Below are 18,499 nucleotides of genomic sequence, written 5' to 3'. Positions count from 1 at the left end.
AACTGTGCTAGCCAGTGGTTGATGATTCACCCAATCAATTACAACCTGATTATCTTGAAAGGACGTTCCAACCATTCCATTGTGATGTAAGCTAATTGCTTTGTAGCCAAGCCAAGCGCATATTTCACCTTCAGTAGTGCGAACACGAATGTTTCCACCATCAACGCTTAATTCTTCAACTGTGTCTTCTTGTGTCGGCTTTTTCATTGTTTTGACGATGCACCAATCTCTGTTGACTGCTACGGGAAACTTGTACTCCTGTAAAATACTCGATATCTGCTGCCGCATCTTCATAGCTAACATTGGCACTCACGCGCAGACAGCAAATTTCCAGATACGGACTCAGTTGATTTCTCGCAGCGACTTCCAATTGCTGCGCTTGCTTACTTGTGATTGGCAATTCTCCCAAAATACTTTTTAGTCGTCGTTTATACCCTGCTTTTGTGTCCGTAACCGTTTCGATAAAAAAACCCCTACTTCTGGCATTACGTGCTTCTGCATTTGACTGCGTACTGCTTCTTCAATTCCTGCAAGGGTGGTTAGTCTTTCTGGTGTCGTGTCTTCGTACAATATTTTAGCGATCGCCTGAATATGTTCTTGAAGTGCTTGCTTTTGTTCGGGAGTCATCGGTAGATAAATACACTCATCATACTTATCCTGACTGATTTTCGCGCTCTTTGCAAAAACTGGGATGCTCCCCATCTTATCAACCAACTAGTCTAGAAACTCAAGTCTGGCAATGGTTAATGCGAGTAGTTGGGTTGATTGCTACCGTTGCCGTGACTGTATATATCACAAAAGTTGCTCAAAAAGCATTAGCTCAAAGTGTGGCATTAGAAGAAATAATATGATGTCCCGGCAATTAAGCATAATACCCGCAACCCCACCCCGCAAAAGCTACGCTTTCGCTCCCCTCCCCGCTTGCGGGGAGGGGTTGGGGGTGGGGTTCTTTTATTATGGGTAACTTGGCGGACATGATATAACAACCTATGACAAAACTAACAATCATTCAGATATTTAAAGCCTCTCTGCGAGACGCTACGCGAACGACTCCGCTCGGCTTTAACACTGAGCGAAGCCGAAGTGTTAAAAGTATTGATGCCAGAAACTTACAGAAGCTTTTTAGCTTAAGTGTATTAATATTACTGATATTGTCGAGCGCTTTCGCATTAAACACAGACCCGGTTTTAGCACAAGAATCTGCAAATCCAAATTCTTTCAATCCTCAAGCCATTTTACGGGACTCGTTGCAGTGGATTGATAGCCTGGGTGCGTTGGGAGCCATAGCTTTTATTGCTCTTTACATTATCGCTAGTGTCGCTTTTTTCCCAGGTTCTATTCTCACCTTGGGGGCTGGTGTGATTTTTGGTGCAGTTTGGGGTTCTCTCTACGTGTTTATCGGTGCAACCCTTGGTGCTACTGCTGCTTTTCTTGTGGGACGTTATTTAGCAAGGGGCTGGGTTGCTCGGAAAATTGCAGATAACAAAAAATTTGCCGCCATTGACCAAGCGGTTGGTAGAGAAGGATTAAAAATTGTCCTGTTAACGCGACTGTCCCCGATATTTCCTTTCAATTTATTAAACTATGCCTTTGGTATCACAGGAGTTTCACTTAAAGATTACTTTATCGGCTCTGTAGGTATGATTCCTGGAACTGTGATGTACGTTTATATTGGTTCACTTGCAGGTAATCTTGCCATGATTGGTACTGAGGCTCAACCTACCAACCCAACTTTGCAATGGGCAATTCGCATCTTGGGTTTGATTGCTACAGTAGCTGTGACAGTTTATGTCACCCGGATTGCACGCAAAGCTTTAGAAGAGGAAGTAAGTAGCAATTAAAAATTAAACTGAGTTTGCAAGAGTATCTGTAAGGGAACTCCAAGAAATAAAAACAACCGCTTGAAGTTGTTGACTGTTGACTGTTGACTGTGAACAGTGGGATATTTTTTTATTTGGAAGTCCCTAATCTAAAAAATCTTGAAATTATTTTGTAGTTAGCGTCTCCAGCCATCATTTGAGGACTAAAGTCCTCACTACGAGACGCACTCGCGTTCACTACAGAGCTTTAATTATTTACATCGCTCTACTTAGCAAAATTCGTTAACTTGATAATACTCCTTCAAAGTATCGATCAATTTCTGCCGTAAGTATTTCAAAGTCCACAGGCTTGGTCAAGTGGCATTTAAAACCAGACTTAAGCGCAAGCTCCTTATCCTCCTGGCCACCGTAGCCGGTGAGTGCAATCAGAATTGAGTGAGTAAATTTGGAGTCTTTACTCAGTTCCTGTGCAACGGCGAATCCATCCATTTCGGGAAGTCCGATGTCACAAATAATCACATGAGGCTCAAACTCTCTTGCAGTTTCTACCCCTGAAATTCCATTGTTAGCAACAGAAACTTCATGCCCAAAATGCTCAAGCACTGCTTTTAATGTTACGGCTGAATCTTCGTTATCTTCGATGACTAAAATCTTCAACGATTTTTTAGCCGCTTCTATAATCTCTGGGTCGTTATGCCAAGCTGTAATCTCTTCGCATACAGGGAGAGTAACTTTGAATTCTGCTCCCAAATTGATCCCTCTACTTGAGGCTTCAACATTACCGCCATGAAGTTCGACAAGACTTTTTACTACCGATAATCCCAAACCTAGCCCGCCCCTCGAACGGTCTAAACTGCGATCGGCTTGGGTAAACGGCTCGAATAGTTCTGGTAAGATTGTCGGATCTATCCCTATACCTGAGTCTCTTACAGATAAGATCGCTACACTGCCTGAGCCATTTTCACCTGGAATAAATGAGACATCCACCCAAATTATTCCATCTGGCTTGGAAAACTTTAAGGCGTTATCAAGAAGGTTGCCAAAGACTTGGAAGAACCGCGTCGGGTCAACATAAGCCCACAGAGGCTTGTTTGGTAGGTCTTGTACTACGTTAAGGTTCGATCTCTTTATTGCTTGTGCATGGTCATTGAGACTCTGGCGAACCAATTCCACCAAATTAACCTTCTCCAGGTTTAATGAAATCTTCCCATAAGTGATAGATGATACATCAAGTAACTCATCGATCAATTTCGAGAGGTGCTTAATCTGGTGCTGCATCATTAAAACTGTTTCTCCGACTGCGCCAGTCTCGCCTAGCTTCAACTTGAGAAGCTGAACCCCATTCGAGATGGGGGCAACGGGATTCCTCAACTCGTGAGCTAGCATCGCAATGAATTTGTCTTTCAGGGCGTTTTGGTTCGTCAGTTTCTGGAAAAGTTGAACGTTTGCGATCGCAACTCCTGTAGTATCGGTCAAAATCTCAAGCAGTTCTATCTCTTCGGACGTGGCTCGGTGTTGTGTACTCCAGTAAGCTCCGATCGCACCCAGTGGATCAGAAATCCGTATGGGAACCATCACTAAACTTTTGACAAAAGTAACTTTATAAGCCTCAATAGGAATTCGAGCATCCTGGTAAATGTCTTCAATCACGGCTGCTTGTTTATTGAGCATTGCCCAACCGGAGATGCAAGACTTGAGCGGAAAACGCATACCTTTCCAAAGTGGGCCGATGGCGTTTTCATCGACATAGTGGCAACATTCACCATCCCGCAGTACAAAAGTTACTCCATCAGCATTAGTCAGATCGCGGGCAGCCAAACGCACAATCTCAATAATTTCTTCAATAGTCCGTACACAAGCCAAATCCTTCACGACCAAAAGCAGTCTATTGTAAGACGAAATACTATAACTCTGATGTAAATTTTGTTTTTGTGAGATGGAGGTTTGTAATATATTTTTCATAAATAACTCCGAACAGGGATGTCTGGGTAAAAACTCAGGTAAAGCGGGTAGGTTTCAGCAGACACCTACTCTTAATCGTAATCTTAACTTTGATGTTAAGAGTACGACCGTTACAATACGCTTGGGTTAAGGCTAAAACTCTTTATCAAAGTCAAATTTTTAACGAACCGCAGAGGAAGCAGAGAGAAGAGAAAAAATGCTTAAATTAAGCGTATTGCGACCCGTTACCACATTTTTTGTTTTTGTTTTTTCAGTATAAATACATTTAATTTACTAACTATTTATTCGTAAATATACTAATGTATTGATTCAACTTGTGAGAATGGAAGATGCGATGCCCAATAGCGCGTTGTAGACATTAATGCAGACAAATTATTTGGCAATCGACAGATAATAGTAAAATCGCTCCCGGAGTTGTTCAACCGTCAAATTTTGAGTCCAGTATTCTACTAGGGCGTGACCAAATGCCCAGGCGTTGCGATCGGGTGAAGCGGAATTTTCCAGCAGTAGCGGCCAGAGGGATAGCAATTCAAAGTTAAGCGGGTTAGGGTTAGCAGTATTCAAGAGCGAGAAAAGCTCATATCCCATTTGGAGTTTGCCAATCACAATCGGCAACTGTTCCACGGGAATTTGCTCTGCCAGCATATATGCTAGGGCTGGAGATCCAGTTGATAGAGTAGAAACAAACTGGAGGACGGGACTTTTGAGCAATGACGTTAGTCCCTGTGTTGTTGCCATTTGGAAGGTATAGTGGTCGATGATTTTAGCAGCAGCAACGGTGCGGACTTCAAGGTTACGCAAAAAGCGGGCGAGACGGAGTTGCTTGGTTGGTGCGATCGCATCTACTAATCCCAACGATAGCGCCTCTACTCCCCAAGCGATTCGATTTGTTTTGCTGTCACCTGTAACCACGGGTAGAACTAGATTACAAAAGTTTCCCAGCAGTTTGGCACGATACTCAGTAGCTTCTCGAATGGCAATTTCTTTTGGGCGATTGCCCCATTCCCAATCATAAGGCGGTTGCCATTCGCGGATGGGACGCAGACGATCTACTTGAGTGACGATCGCTATTGCAGGTAAATCTGCAACTTCTGCTTTGATGTCTTGCAAAAAGTCTACATCCATTTGCAGGGCAGGATCGAGGGCAGGGGTGACTAACAGCAGCAAATCTGCGTTGATGGCATAATCAAGCACCAGATTTCGCAGATCGGCACGGTTGACTTGTTCATAACCAGGTGTATCCCAAAGCGTTAGGGTTTCCCCACTTTCAGTCTGCCATTGATAATTTTGAATGCGATCGGTACTGGGTAAAACATCAACGGCTGCGAGATCCGCCTGAAATAGCGTGTTAATCAGGCTACTTTTACCTGACCCCGTGCGCCCTACCAGCAGAATATTCACGGGTTTTTGCTCAACTACCTCGCCTGGTTCGGCTTGAGTCAGGATTTCTCGGAGTGTTTGGGTTTTTGCCTTGGGTAAAGTTGGTGTGGATACTACAGTTGCTGAAACTGGTAATGTGCTACGTCCGTAAAGAGCGATCGCCTGCTGACATAAGTTTCTCAGGGCAGCTTCTCGAAATAACTGGCTCAAATTCCCCAATAATTGCTGAGTTGCCTGATTACTAGAACCCTTGCTGGCTTGTTTTGCCACCGCCGCCACTGGATTTAAGACCCACTGTGCCCAGTTCCAAGCTTTCCAGAATTTCCGAGCCGATGGCTCCAACTTCCGATAGACTTCGTATCCTTGGTATGCTTGCCCAACCGTCACCTGATTCAGGACAGGGGATAACTTTTGCATCCACCGATCCATATCATCCACCGTTCCCCGAATCAACCCGTAAGCTTGGGGGACGTAAATGTTCAGTAGCGGATATTGTATTTGAGGATTGTAGATATGAGCGATCGCTACAACCAAATCTTGGCATCGCGTCCAAAAAGTTTGCCAATCTTCCCAAATCGGGCGATCGCTTTGTGCTGCTTGCAGAATCTCTTGAAGGGCAGCTTCTGCAAGCTTTGTAACATCACTTCCCACTGGTAGCCCTACTGTATCCTCTGCTGTCGATTTCAGTTCTTCTTGGACTTGGGCTAATACAGCTTCTACTTGGTTAACAGCAGGTTGAGTCCATTTCACCAATAGCCAACGCCAAGCAACAAATAAAAGGGTGAATACACCCCAGATCCAATTAATGCCCCACGCATGAATTTGCGAACCGGCGGATACCAGTAAGAAAATAATGATAAACGCGATCGGGATTGCTAAGACGACCCACTGCCACGGTTTTAATCGCACCATTGCCCCATACCTACTTTGAAATGTTGGGAAATTCGAGTTTTTGCAAAAATTACTCTTATAAAAAGTCTATCGTCTCTAATCTAAGCAAGATGTTTGGTATTCTTGGATTAGTGCTAGACTTCTAATGATTAGGGATAAATGTTTTATTTTGCTGTGGGTAGTTAAATAAATAACTGGACATTTATATTATTTCTAGATTAGAAGAAGTTTTAAATTGCTCAGTTGCTTATGGGAGCAAAATTTAGTAACCAAGCTATGCAAACAATTACCGACATTGGCACGCTGATTGTCAGCACACCGGAAACCTGTGGTGGTCGCCCTCGGATTGCGGGACACCGGATTACGGTACACAACATTGCGATCGACTTCAACGCAGGCATGAAACCGGAAGAGATAGTTGCTCAAAGACCACAGCTAATGTTGGCACAAGTTTATGCAGCGCTAGCTTACTACTATGCTAACAAGGAAGTAATTGACACGGAGATTGCCGCAGAAATTGAAGAATACGACCGTTTGGAAGCTGAATACACGGCGAAGAGACAGTGAGCGAAATTCGTTTGTATTTAGATGAGGACAGCTTTGAAAAGTCCTTAATCAAAGCTTTCTGTAATGCAAACTTAGATGTTGTGACAGTCGCCGATGTGAGGAGGCAGAGCTATTCTGATGATGAGCAGCTAATTTGGGCAACAGAGCAAGGGCGTGCCATCTATAGCTACAACCGAAGAGACTTCTGCTGCTTGCATAACGAGTTTTTAGCCACAGAAAGAAATCATGCTGGCATTATCTTGTTGCAGCAGCAACGCTATTCCGTAGGGCAACAGTTACAAGGGTTGCTCAAGTTGGTTGCTACTCGTTCGGCAGAGGAGATGGTAAACCAACTGGTGTTTTTGAGTGCTTATATTGATAAAAGCTATTAGACCACTGTCGGCGTTTTAGCGCGATCGCTTTTTAATTAGATATTGGGAGATAAGGAGCGATCGCCTCTAATATATTCAGCGATCGCAAGCAAGAATAAAGATAGCGATCGCCTGTCAGAGAAACTTAAAATACTAATAATGCTACACTTTCCTAGCATTTAAGGAGTAATGGCTGTGGCTTCCATCACGATCGACATTTCCGATGAACAATTGCAGAAGCTGCAAGCATTAGCACGAGAGAGTGGTATCTTGCTTGAAGATTTGTTACGTCCCAGGATAGAAGACTGGCTCAGTCACCCGACGAGCGAGTTTGCTGAAGCAGCCAACTATGTGTTGAAGAAAAATGCCGAATTGTACCGACGTTTAGCATGATACGTTACCTGACGGTGGTGGAAGTCCTAAATCTGCATCATCTTATAGAGCAGTCTGGAGGCGCATTAGGTATACTCAGAACTTGCACCAGTCCCAACAACCGCCTCAGAATGAATTCTGGGGCTACAAGCTTGCATTCTTCTAAAGAAGATAAGGATTAGAGTCCACGCTTAGTGGACTTGCGCTATTAGCCAGAGAATAAATTCTCTGGCGGGAAAGTGGGCAGGTGCAAGATATATAACTATAGGACTTACGCATTGACAAGAAATACCAAATATGGATTAATACCATTTCTTTGTGAGGCTGCGCCAAACCCTTCTAACTTCTTTCTTTCTTTCTTTCTTTCTTTCTTTGTGTCCTTTGCGTCCTACCCTGCGGGAAGCCGCTCCGCGTCTATGCGGTTCGTTTTTCTTTCTTCTTTTTTCTTTTTTGTATTTATATATGGTTTAGCGCATCTTCATACAGAATTGATATAAGGTTAAAAACCATATCTTTCGTAAGGGCACAGCAATGCTGTGCCCCTACAGCATGGTCTATTTACGATCGCAGGATAATTAAGAAAAGCCTGAAAACTTCCTCAAGATAGGTAATGCACATCACGACGCATTTGTACAGTGCGTAAGTCCTAAACTATAAGAAGCTTGGAAATAATAAATCATGCTGGAGAAAAAATTTAAATGAATCTCAGTGCATTGGAATGAGGGTTAGGCTTCTGATATTTTGAGTTTTAAAGACAAGCCGAACTTGCAAAAGTCCGGCTGAGTTTAATCAATCGTCTATACGCAGTAGTTTGCGATAAAACGGTTGTGAAAAATCGGTTGCACGATGACGTTTATAGTTATCCATAACTTCAATTAAAAAATTAATAAACTCGAAACTAGCCATCATCAGTTCGTAACTTAAGTCAGCATTGCCATCAAACTGGATTCGGCAACGGGTTAAGTCTGAGGGTAAAGTCGCAACATTCCAGGAGGCGACAAAGGGAACATGTTCACTGGCTTCTATCTTCCGGTGTCCCTCCAAGACCCCTTTTTGATAAAGACTGATGGCATAGGGTAAGAAATTGCGCCTAGCGCCCTGAACATAAGGTAAGTAAACACTGGCTTGTTGTTGAGTGGCAGGCTGGAGTTGGTCAATAGACATTGTTAAATATGCCAACTGGGGATATTAGTGGATGTTAGTAGTATTCCCAAAAGATGTGTCTAAAGCACATAGTGGGGAGTGGGGAATGAGGGAGCAGGGGGAGAAATCAGCAATGCCCCATGCCCAAAAATGAAGTTACTGCTAAGAAATATTAAAATTTCGGTTAGAATAGGTCTGCATTAACTTTTATCGACGCTGGGGAAGATAACACCAAAAATCCCCACTGTAAAGTGGTGGATGTTATTATTGCTGTTTCTCCCAACGACGAGCTGCTACTACCTTGTTATTACTTTGCCCAAAACGGAGTTCTCATTGAAGAAAGTCCCACTCTACAAGCTTCCTGCCTAAATGGCTATCAAAGGAATCAAGCCTCTGTCTAAGAGTAGCAAAGGTGGTTAATGCGAAATAATTACGCAGAGTGGCGGTGACAACAAAGGTAGTCCCAGCGGCTTTTGGCTTAGGGATAGCGGGTATTGCAGTTTGCCCATTCCGATTAATATCGGGAAAAGTAGCTTAGGGATATTTGTCCGTAAAATTACTAACTGTAGACAAATACTGGTTTTTGAATCAAGCAACCTAACCTATGCCAGCGAATTCCTGGCCCGAAGAAGATTCTTATCAAGAGCTTGATCCGCTCAACTCCTTGTTGTCTGACCTATCAGCAAATGAGGAGTCAGTGTTAGAGACAGATCCTGTGTCTCTAACACCCCGGTTTCAAGGTCGTAGACGCAAAGCGGCTCTAGTCTTGACTATCGTCTGGAGTAGCACGATCGCTCTACATTTAGTTTCTTGGGCTTCCATATTTATTCTAGGACTGACCACCATTCTAGGATTTCATGCCTTGGTGGTAGTATTTACTAAATCCCGTCGCTATCCAAAAGAAATACAGGGAGATTTGCCTTTTGTCTCTGTGTTAGTGGCTGCGAAAAATGAGGAAGCGGTAATTGCTAAATTAGTCAAAAATCTTTGTAATCTGGAATATCCAGGTGGGCAGTACGAAGTATGGATAATTGACGATCACAGCAGTGATAGCACGCCACGTTTATTAGCAGAACTCGAACAGAAACACGAGCAACTGAAAGTACTAAGGCGTTCAGCAGAAGCTACTGGTGGCAAATCGGGGGCGTTAAATCAGGTATTGCCTCTGACAAAGGGCAATATTATAGCAGTATTTGATGCTGATGCCCAAGTGACACCAGACCTGCTGCAACAGGTAATACCTTTATTTCAAAGAGAAAAGGTGGGGGCGGTGCAGGTGCGAAAAGCGATCGCCAACGCTAAAACAAACTTTTGGACTAAGGGTCAAATGGCCGAAATGGCACTTGATACCTGGTTTCAGCAACAGCGGACTACCCTTGGTGGCATTGGCGAACTGCGCGGCAATGGTCAATTTGTCCGGCGTTCAGCTTTGGAAAGCTGCGGTGGCTGGAATGAGGAAACCATTACCGATGATTTGGATTTGACAATCCGCTTACATTTGGATAAATGGGATATTGAGTGTGTTTTCCATCCAGCAGTCCAAGAAGAAGGAGTGACAAGTGCGATCGCACTTTGGCATCAGCGCAACCGTTGGGCAGAAGGCGGTTATCAACGCTATTTGGATTATTGGGATTTAATTCTCAAAAACCGCATGGGAGGGCGCAAAAGCTGGGATTTACTGATTTTTATGCTGATTATGTATATCTTACCGACAGCAACAGTCCCAGATTTATTAATGGCGATCGCTCGTCATCGTCCACCAATATTAAGTCCCATCACAGGCTTGTCCATTTCTATGTCGATGGTAGGGATGTTTACAGGTCTAAGGCGTATACGTCAAGATCAAAAATTCCCACTTTCTACATATTTTCTGATGCTGGTGCAAACGCTGCGTGGCAGTTTATATATGTTGCACTGGTTAGTCGTCATGAGCAGTACTACTGCCCGCATGTCGGTAAGACCAAAACGCCTGAAATGGGTGAAAACTTTGCATACGGGGAATGGGGAGTAGGGAATGGGGAATGGGGCATGGGGCATGGGGAGTTAGGAGTTAGGAGTTAGGAGTTAGGAGTTAGGAGTTAGGAGTTAGGAGTTAAAAATTCTCTCCCAATGCCCAATGCCCAATGCCCAATGCCCAATGCCCAATGCCCAATTTTTTATTCATCATCCACGTCTGCTTCCTCTACCCACTCAGGTGTAGTCATGGAGTCGGAGAATTCTGGGAAATCATCTGCAAAACGGATAATTTGTCCGTTGAAAAATTCTGCTAGACGTTGAGCTGCGATCGCTACTTCGTCAGGTTCCCAATCAGGTGCAGGTGTTCGTTTTGAAGTTGGAGGTAAAGCTTGCACCCCATTTCCATTTACGCCATTTCCATGTGCCCCATTTCCATTTACGCCATTTCCATTTTTTGCTGCTGTCGGTGCTGATGGCGGAGTGGTTGGCTGTGGTACTGGCGCTGAAGGCCGAATTTGCTGGTTATAACTGGGTGTTGGTGGTTGCTGAACGCGAGTAGAGTCTTTTGGGGGAGGATTTTTTTTGGCTGAGGTAGGAGTTGCAGAACTGACTTGTTCCAGATTTACCTGAACTTCACGTTGAAAAGTCTGCTGGAAAGCTGCTTTCATCATCGGGAGATCAGATTTAAGTGTTTCATACCATTTAGCCCCTTTAACAGCAATACGTGCTACAGTACCGTTAAACTCTATTAGCTGGCACATTTGTCCAAGTAAAGCTTGCCTGGAAGGCATCGGAAAATTAGCACGCACCTGTTGCCAAACCTGAGTTAAGTCATATTGTGCTTCCCCAACAACTTCTTCTTCCTCAACAACTTCTGAAGTTACTGGTTCAAGGTTCGCAGGTGGCACGGGTACAGATACAGGTTCTAGGGTTGGTGGTGAAACTGAGTTAGCAGCAGAATTGTGATTTGTTTGCCGTTCAACTGGGGGAGATGAAGTGACGGGCTGATTTTGGGCTGCCGCTAGATGATGGTTTGCAGAATTATGATTTGTTTGCGGTTCAGCTACAGGTAAAGAAGAGACTGCGTGATTTTGGGCAACTGCTGGAGAATAGCTTGGAGATACAGCAGGTGTGTTAACTCGCGGCGTGACACTTGGGGCTTGTGGCTGAATATTCGTCGTCGCACTGGGTAACAATCCTAGTAATGTTACTTCCAACCACAAACGCGGCTGGGTGCTGTTTTTAATTTGCACTTCAGCTTCTCGCAAGTGTTTTTGCCCTGCCAAAATTACGCTCATATCGAAGTATTGAGCAAACTCAACCAGCGCTGTCCAGGTTTGCTGAGTACAAGCAACCAAATCGTGGCGATTGGGTGCGGTTTTAGCAATGAGTAAATCGCGGTAGAAGGCGGCGAGATTTTGCAGAAGAGTTAGTGGTTCTCGACCACGATCTAGAATGTAATGGGTACTATCAAGAATAGCTTCGGGTTTATCTTGAGCGATCGCATTTAAAAGCGCCAGCAAATCCTGTTCACTTACTGTCCCCACCAAATCCCAAACTCTATCTGGTGTCACTTCACCCGCTAACAAACCCAATTGATCAAGTAGACTTTCGGCATCTCGTAACCCTCCCTGAGCAAGTTGGCCTACCAGGGTTACAGCGTCGGGTGAAATATGAATATTTTCTTTAGATGCGATCGCACTTAAATGCTTGACCATCGCTTCTAACTGAATGCGTCTAAAATCAAACCTTTGACAGCGCGAAATAATCGTTGGTAACACCCGTTGCGGGTCTGTTGTCGCCAACACAAAAACCACATGTCTCGGTGGTTCTTCTAATGTCTTTAGTAGCGCGTTGAATGCCTGAGTACTGAGCATGTGGCAATTATGCACTAAAAGTCCATTTGCCACAAAATTATGATTATCTGCTACTTCAATGTCATAAACTCGCTCAACCCCAGCGAGGTGAACAGATTCGACTGTCTCCAAACTTGTAATCCATGAGGATGCCGCATCTACATTCCCCTGACTTTTCACAGGATCGGGAAAAGCTAAGGCGAAACCTAACCTCCCAACCCCCTTCCCTACTAGGGAATAGGAAGGATTTAAAGCCTCTCCCCTTTTAGGGGAGAGGTTTGGAGAGAGGTTTTCCAGATCCCTATTCACAGGGGATAGTATCTTCACTCCTTCTTTTACGTCCAATGCTTGTAGCCATCCCTGGTTTGTCCTAATTAAATGATTACCCGTACATCTAATTTCTCGGTTAGTTGTCTTGATAACCAGGGTTTGCCGTTCTCCTTGATCTAACCACCTAACAACTTTCTTGAATTCCCACTTAAGAGATGAGTCGTTGTAACTCAGAACTTTTTTATCTTTGATTTTGGGGTCATCAATTCTATTAAGTCCGTCATCAGTCAAGACCAGAGAATCTCCAGTTAGGCACTCATCGATTACATAAACCTTGTAGCGACACTGCACAGGAGCAAACTGGGCTTTTTCAATCAACTCCCGGATATTATCAACACCAGTATTACTAGCGGCGTCAATTTCAATTATGTCTAAGGCATAGCCCTTGGTGATTCCTTGACAAACTTCACACACGCCGCAGGGTTCAGCAGTAGGCTTGTCACTTTTGAGACAATTAAGAGATTTAGCCAGAATCCGGGCACTAGAAGTTTTCCCCGTACCTCTAGGCCCAGTGAATAAATAGGCGGGGGCGATTTTAGATGTGCCGATCGCATTCGTGAGGGTGGTAGCGATCGCCTCTTGGCCCACCAGTTCAGCAAAACTTTTGGGGCGATATTTGTGGTGCAGGGGTTCGTAAGACATGGAAATATAGACTTCAATGCCTTTCAAAGTTAATTAGTAGCACCGAGTCGAGTTTAGGATTCAACTATTTTAGACTCTTGTACCTGCTTGGTTTGTACATATTGCCATAGTCCTTGCGCTCAACTAATGCCGTGAATTTTGGCACTCAGGAAAGCAAGTAACCAAAGCTTATCCTCTACTATGATTTCAATATCAAAGTATTGGAATTATAGCATATCATTTAGTACATTTGTTCTATCTAGGGGAGTGGGGAGTGGGGGGTGGGGGGATGAGGGGGATGAGGGAGCAGGGGGAGCAGGGGAAGAATTTCTAACTCTTGACTAATGACTAATGACTAATGACTAATGACTAATGACCAATGACAAATGACCAAAGAATTTTAATGACTGAACTAGCGCCATAGTCCAGTGCGATCGCTACAATCTTAGGATAAGCAAAACTCGATGGTGCAGCAGATGCTCAAGCGGCTATTTCAATGGCTCAAAAAGCTTTTTCAGAGCTTGTTCGGTGGAAAACAGACTGCCTCAAAATCTAGAGGAAATGTGCCAAAAGAACCAGCGCCACCCTTAAGCGATACGGATCTGGAATTTCTCTTCAACGAACTGTTGCAAGGAGTACATCAAGCACGAGGGGAAGCGTGGGCGCAAAAGTGGCTGCATAATATTGAACATCGCATCCCAACTGAAGACTGGGTTGAGTGGTTAAGGCGCTTTGGCAACAGATTGCTAGCATCACCTACACCCAATAATGAAATAGCTGCACGGTTAGTGCAACTGGGTGAGTTGGGCATCGGAGAAATCGGAGATGTTGCCTATAGTATCGGAATGCAGTTGTTGACACGCAATCAAGGCGAACCTATTTGGGAATATGAAGGGCCAGATGCTTTTAGCACGATACCATCTGAGCCAATCGTCCCCATATCAGAGTCAGTAGATACCCCAGAGAACCCCCCGGAGGGAGAATACCAAACTGTCACCCTAGAAGAGTTGTTTGTGATGTTGCAGCAGGATGAAAACTTACGCCAGCAGATTGCTCAACAGCTTGCCGTTGAGACAGATGATCCAGAACTGCTTGTCCAGGCATTGATCAATCAATTATATCCTGCCGGTCAATCGACTACAGAGCAAGCAGAAAATTAACGACTTCGCAAATCAAGAGTCGATGGCAATTGTAACGTTGTAATGCTGTCGTCTTGAAGTTTTGTATATTTTTTGCTAACCTGCGACGGAAGCCCTGTGCCGATCTAATGGATTTTTACGTAATTGATGATTTTTTTAACACTACGATGGCTACAATCTAGAAAAACAAAATCCAATAGTGTGGCAGATGCTCAGGCGGATATCGCAGTCGCTTAGAAGGTTTTTAAAGCGCCTCATTGAAAGTAAGCAGGCTTCTCTCAAGGGTGCGAGAGGACGGAATCTGGTGGAGGTACTACCAGAACTAACCAATGCGGATCTGGAACAATTGTTTATCCAATTGTTAGAAGGCGTGCATCAAGCACGAGGACGACAGTGGGCATTGAGGTATCTGCAACGGGTAGAAAATCGCATTCCGGCTGAACGCTGGATAGATTGGTTGGTGATGTTTGGCGAAAGCTTGCTAGCTTCACCGACACCGAATCCTCTTTTAGCAACAAAGATGGTGCAATTGGGGGAACTTGGTGTTGGCAGAATTGGAGATGTTGCTTATAACATTGGCATCCGGCTGATGCAAAACTCACCTACACAGATAGAAAATGAGGAGAATTATCCAGAAGAGGATTTAGAAATCACTCCTGGGGAAGAACTGCTCCGCAATTTAGGCGAACAGTTATGGGAGTATGATGAGCGAAATGTAATAGAAACGACTCCTGGACAAGAACTGATCCGCAATTTAGGCGAGCAGTTATGGGAGTATGATGAGCCAGATGTGGTACAAATCACAACTGATGAAGAAATTATCCCATCTTCGCCTGGGCAAGAGTTAATCCGCAATTTAGGCGAACAGTTATGGGAATATGATTTGCAAGATGTTGAACCAATAACGTCAGCGCCTGAAAATGCCTCTTTTGAGGAAACATTCACCCAGAATTTAGAGGAACTGGTATTGGAGTATGAAAGGGAAGATGCCCACACAATACCCGAAAATTTCCCTCTCCCCGCCGCAGAAGATTCAATCACTTCATTAGCCCAACTCAGGTTCGATGATGATGATGTTGTTCAAAGTACAACAAAAGCAAATCTCCTTTCCACTAGACAAAGAACTGAATTAACAACTTCTCCCTCAGTGGAAACCTGGGATAACACTTTGACAAATTTAGAGCCAAATGTGGCTAATACATTAGATGAGTTGTGGGTGAGATTGGATCAAAGTACCAATTTAGTCCAACAACTTGCTTCTAATTTGGCAGTTCAAAGCAGCAATTCCCCTGGTATAATTGAGCGACATGGCGATGATCCTGTTACCCAGGCTCAAGGGTGGTTTTACCAAGGTCTAAGCCAAGCGAAAACAGGTGATTTGTTAGGCGCGATCGCATCTTATGACCAAGCCATCAAACTTCAACCAAAATTCTCAGAGTATTGGTTTAACCGAGGCTTGACGCTGTTCCATTTAGAACGTTTTGATGAAGCGATCGCATCTTACGAAACCGCCACACAACTAAAACCCGACTTCTACAAAGCTTGGTATAATCGCGGTGGAACTCTCGGAGAACTAGGATACTTTGAAGAAGCGATCGCTTCTTTTGACAAAGCCATAGAAATCAAGCCAGACTACCAAGAAGCTTGGTCTAGTAAGGGTTTGGCGCTGCTGAAATTAGGTTGGCTACCGGAAGCTATTTCTAGTTATGACCAAGCGCTACATTTGGAACCAGAAGACCAAGAAAACTGGTATCACCGTGGCATAGCCCTAGCTGTAAGCGAACAATTTACAGAAGCGATTATATCTTACGACAAAGCACTAGAAATTAACCCAGAGTATCACGAAGTTTGGATAGATCGGGGTGTAGTGCTGTTTAATTTAGGAAGATGGTCAGAAGCAATCGCCTCCTGGGATAAAGCACTGTCAGTTCAATCCGACTTCTACTTAGCTTGGTACAACCGAGGTATAGCGTTAGACAACTTAGGACGTAGACAAGAAGCGATCGCCTCCTATCAACAAACGATCGCCATTAAACCCGACTTCCACTTAGCTTGGTATAATCAGGCAGTAGCATTGTTTTATTTAGAACAATTTGCTGAAGCGATCGCCTGTTATGACAAGGCTTTGCAAATTAAACAAGATTATTGGGAAGCTTGGATTGGTAGGGGAACTGCGATCGGTCATTTAGTCAATGCTGAGGCATTGCAGATGTCGAGTAGTATAACAGCGACAAATCCCGCCTTACAACAGGGCGGCTACGAGGGGAAATTAGCCAGCTACGAGGAAGGGTTAAAGCATCTGCGGACAGATACCCACCCAGAAGGTTGGGGTAGATTGCATTTTGCGATCGCTAATACTTATTACGACCAAGGCAAAAAAAATACTAATCCCCGCGATTATTGGCGCAAAGCTGCATCTGAGTATCATCAGGCGCTGTTAACCCTCACACTAGAATATTTTCCCCAGCTGCACCTAGAGGTTTTGCAATCTCTAAGCAAAGTGCTGATGGGTTTGGGACAAACAACACAAGTTCAAGAATTGCTGCAACGCGGTACAGATTTATTGCAACAATTACTGAGTGAAGAAACTCGTTCAGACGAAAGTAAAAAACAGTTAGCCCTGAAATTTGCAGGCTTTGATCAATTAGCAGTTGATTTAGCCGTAGAGTCTGGTGATTTAGTTGAAGCCTGGGAAATTGCCGAACAAGGCAAAAATGCTTGTTTAAACTGGCTGCTTTATGGCTGGAATGATAATATTTACTCGCCTTATTATGGCGCAATTCAACAACTATTCAATCCCACAACAGCAATTATTTACTGGCATATTAGTCCAGTCGCCTTACACACATTTATTCTCAAAGACCAAGCGCCATCACCCATCCTCCTCTTTACACCCGTGCAAGATACTGGGGCAATACCTTTAGGAGAAGACGCTATCCGTCTAAATGAATTACCTCTACCCGAAGCAGTACAACGCCTAATTGAATTTGAAAATTGGCTAGAAGATTGGCATCAACAATACCAAGAATATCGCAGCACTGCCCAAGATAAAGAAAGTAAAAGCCAGCATTCTTGGCGAGTTGATATGGAACAGAAGCTATTGCAACTGTATGAAATCCTGAATATTTCTACAATTGCACAGGAACTCGAAGGCATCACCCAACTAGTTTTAATTCCTCACCGTGACTTGTACAGATTGCCAATTCATACCCTTTTCCATCTTCCTTCCCCATCGCCGGAAGAATTGCCGAATGTGGAGTCAAATTTCAGCGTTACCTATCTACCTAGTGCCCAAATAGGTTTATCAATAAGAACTGAGGATATCTGGCAATGGCAAAATCAATTATTGCTCAGTATTGAACATCCAGAGAATACAGGTTATCCCACACTCAAATTTGCCAAACTTGAGTCGGAAGTTGTTAGCCAGATGTTCAATAATATCCAAAGAATTCAGGGTTCAGAAGCTACAAAAAATATTGTTGAAAACGCCTTATTTGATAATTACAATATCTTACATTTTACTGGTCATGTCACTAATAATTTAATTGAACCCAAAAACTCAGAATTAGCATTAGCCGGTGAAGACAAAATTACTCTAGCTGAAATCTGCCAACAAAATCTAGCGAGTTACAACCTTATTACCCTCTCCGCTTGTGAAAATTTAAGTACTAGCAACCACACTATCAGCAGCGAATATGTAAGTTTAGTGACTGGTTTTGTGAGTCAGGGCGTTCCTCATGTAATGAGTACTCTCTGGAGTGTAGAATCTTCAGCTAGTGCCTTGGTGATGATAGAGTTTTACCGACGATTACAGCCCAATAAATCAGCAGTTATTGCCTTAGCTGAAGCAACGCGATGGCTGAAAGAACTAACTGCTGGAGAACTGACAAAATGGTATGAAGATGTCTTAAATAATTTGCATCCTGAAGAATTGCGAATTCAAACTTATTTAGCTACACAACTATATAGAAATAGGAAAATGGCATCAGATAAAAATCTTTATAATCATCCTTACTATTGGGCAGCATTCACGATTACAGGTAAGCCAAATTAATCTTTTGAAACTTAGTCAAAGTCAGAATTCAGGAGTCAAAATAATTCGTAATTTATAA

12 protein-coding genes and 1 pseudogene are annotated in these 18,499 nt (G+C 43.7%); 7 read left to right on the top strand and 6 right to left on the bottom strand.

What is annotated here, in order from left to right; translation table 11 throughout:
* Positions 1–627, bottom strand: a pseudogene (locus LC586_RS22810) (ISKra4 family transposase); the annotation flags it as partial.
* Between the two features lie 362 nt (positions 628–989).
* On the opposite strand from LC586_RS22810, the gene LC586_RS22800 reads away from it, so the two are divergent.
* Positions 990–1,841: a TVP38/TMEM64 family protein gene (locus LC586_RS22800; protein ID WP_229486949.1), complete on the top strand. Its 852-nt coding sequence runs from the start codon at positions 990–992 to the stop codon at positions 1,839–1,841.
* Between the two features lie 261 nt (positions 1,842–2,102).
* Here the strand turns inward: LC586_RS22800 and LC586_RS22795 are convergent, their stop codons facing one another.
* Together LC586_RS22795 and LC586_RS22790 are read right to left on the bottom strand one after the other, a co-directional pair.
* A complete protein-coding gene (locus LC586_RS22795; protein WP_229486948.1) occupies positions 2,103–3,782 on the bottom strand; it encodes a hybrid sensor histidine kinase/response regulator in 1,680 nt (559 codons plus the stop codon).
* A gap of 372 nt (positions 3,783–4,154) precedes the next feature.
* Complete coding sequence (locus LC586_RS22790; protein ID WP_229486947.1) at positions 4,155–6,074, bottom strand: GTPase family protein; 1,920 nt, start codon at positions 6,072–6,074, stop codon at positions 4,155–4,157.
* A gap of 255 nt (positions 6,075–6,329) precedes the next feature.
* On the opposite strand from LC586_RS22790, the gene LC586_RS22785 reads away from it, so the two are divergent.
* Both LC586_RS22785 and LC586_RS22780 read left to right on the top strand, forming a co-directional pair.
* Entirely contained in the window at positions 6,330–6,620 is a 291-nt protein-coding gene (locus LC586_RS22785) for a DUF433 domain-containing protein (protein ID WP_229486946.1), read from the top strand.
* Entirely contained in the window at positions 6,617–6,991 is a 375-nt protein-coding gene (locus tag LC586_RS22780) for a DUF5615 family PIN-like protein (RefSeq protein ID WP_229486945.1), read from the top strand. The genes LC586_RS22785 and LC586_RS22780 overlap by 4 nt, the downstream gene beginning before the upstream one ends.
* Before the next feature lie 35 nt (positions 6,992–7,026).
* On the opposite strand, the gene LC586_RS40780 is transcribed toward LC586_RS22780, so the two are convergent.
* Positions 7,027–7,149, bottom strand: a complete 123-nt coding sequence (locus LC586_RS40780; protein WP_267921714.1) for a hypothetical protein — start codon at positions 7,147–7,149, stop codon at positions 7,027–7,029.
* Between the two features lie 10 nt (positions 7,150–7,159).
* On the opposite strand from LC586_RS40780, the gene LC586_RS22775 reads away from it, so the two are divergent.
* A complete protein-coding gene (locus LC586_RS22775; protein WP_233715658.1) occupies positions 7,160–7,363 on the top strand; it encodes a class I SAM-dependent methyltransferase in 204 nt (67 codons plus the stop codon).
* A 768-nt stretch (positions 7,364–8,131) separates the two neighbouring features.
* On the opposite strand, the gene ebsA is transcribed toward LC586_RS22775, so the two are convergent.
* Positions 8,132–8,506, bottom strand: coding sequence for a type IV pilus biogenesis protein EbsA (gene ebsA / locus LC586_RS22770; RefSeq protein ID WP_229486943.1), 375 nt, complete (start codon positions 8,504–8,506; stop codon positions 8,132–8,134).
* Between the two features lie 583 nt (positions 8,507–9,089).
* On the opposite strand from ebsA, the gene LC586_RS22765 reads away from it, so the two are divergent.
* Entirely contained in the window at positions 9,090–10,496 is a 1,407-nt protein-coding gene (locus tag LC586_RS22765) for a glycosyltransferase family 2 protein (RefSeq protein WP_229486942.1), read from the top strand.
* 145 nt (positions 10,497–10,641) lie between these two features.
* Here the strand turns inward: LC586_RS22765 and dnaX are convergent, their stop codons facing one another.
* A complete protein-coding gene (gene dnaX / locus LC586_RS22760; RefSeq protein WP_229486941.1) occupies positions 10,642–13,269 on the bottom strand; it encodes a DNA polymerase III subunit gamma/tau in 2,628 nt (875 codons plus the stop codon).
* A 455-nt stretch (positions 13,270–13,724) separates the two neighbouring features.
* Here dnaX and LC586_RS22755 point away from each other — a divergent pair, with 455 nt between their 5' ends.
* Both LC586_RS22755 and LC586_RS22750 read left to right on the top strand, forming a co-directional pair.
* The gene (locus tag LC586_RS22755; protein WP_438822924.1) at positions 13,725–14,408 is read left to right on the top strand and encodes a hypothetical protein; all 684 of its coding nucleotides are present in this window, start codon (positions 13,725–13,727) and stop codon (positions 14,406–14,408) included.
* 187 nt (positions 14,409–14,595) lie between these two features.
* On the top strand, positions 14,596–18,441 hold the full coding sequence (locus LC586_RS22750; protein WP_229486939.1) for a CHAT domain-containing protein: 3,846 nt from the start codon (positions 14,596–14,598) through the stop codon (positions 18,439–18,441).
* Positions 18,442–18,499 lie beyond the last annotated feature (58 nt).

This window comes from Nostoc favosum CHAB5714, from assembly GCF_020829495.1.
GTDB lineage: Bacteria > Cyanobacteriota > Cyanobacteriia > Cyanobacteriales > Nostocaceae > Nostoc > Nostoc favosum.
Note: the sequence above shows the minus strand (reverse complement) of the source record. Positions and strands in the feature narration are given on the sequence as shown.

Coding starts and splice junctions, on each gene's coding strand:
- LC586_RS22800 (WP_229486949.1), top strand. CDS start 990: ATGACAAAACTAACAATCATTCAGATATTTAAAGCCTCTCTGCGAGAC.
- LC586_RS22795 (WP_229486948.1), bottom strand. CDS start 3,782: ATGAAAAATATATTACAAACCTCCATCTCACAAAAACAAAATTTACAT.
- LC586_RS22790 (WP_229486947.1), bottom strand. CDS start 6,074: ATGGTGCGATTAAAACCGTGGCAGTGGGTCGTCTTAGCAATCCCGATC.
- LC586_RS22785 (WP_229486946.1), top strand. CDS start 6,330: ATGCAAACAATTACCGACATTGGCACGCTGATTGTCAGCACACCGGAA.
- LC586_RS40780 (WP_267921714.1), bottom strand. CDS start 7,149: ATGCTAGGAAAGTGTAGCATTATTAGTATTTTAAGTTTCTCTGACAGG.
- LC586_RS22775 (WP_233715658.1), top strand. CDS start 7,160: ATGGCTGTGGCTTCCATCACGATCGACATTTCCGATGAACAATTGCAG.
- ebsA (WP_229486943.1), bottom strand. CDS start 8,506: ATGTCTATTGACCAACTCCAGCCTGCCACTCAACAACAAGCCAGTGTT.
- LC586_RS22765 (WP_229486942.1), top strand. CDS start 9,090: ATGCCAGCGAATTCCTGGCCCGAAGAAGATTCTTATCAAGAGCTTGAT.
- dnaX (WP_229486941.1), bottom strand. CDS start 13,269: ATGTCTTACGAACCCCTGCACCACAAATATCGCCCCAAAAGTTTTGCT.
- LC586_RS22755 (WP_438822924.1), top strand. CDS start 13,725: ATGCTCAAGCGGCTATTTCAATGGCTCAAAAAGCTTTTTCAGAGCTTG.
- LC586_RS22750 (WP_229486939.1), top strand. CDS start 14,596: ATGCTCAGGCGGATATCGCAGTCGCTTAGAAGGTTTTTAAAGCGCCTC.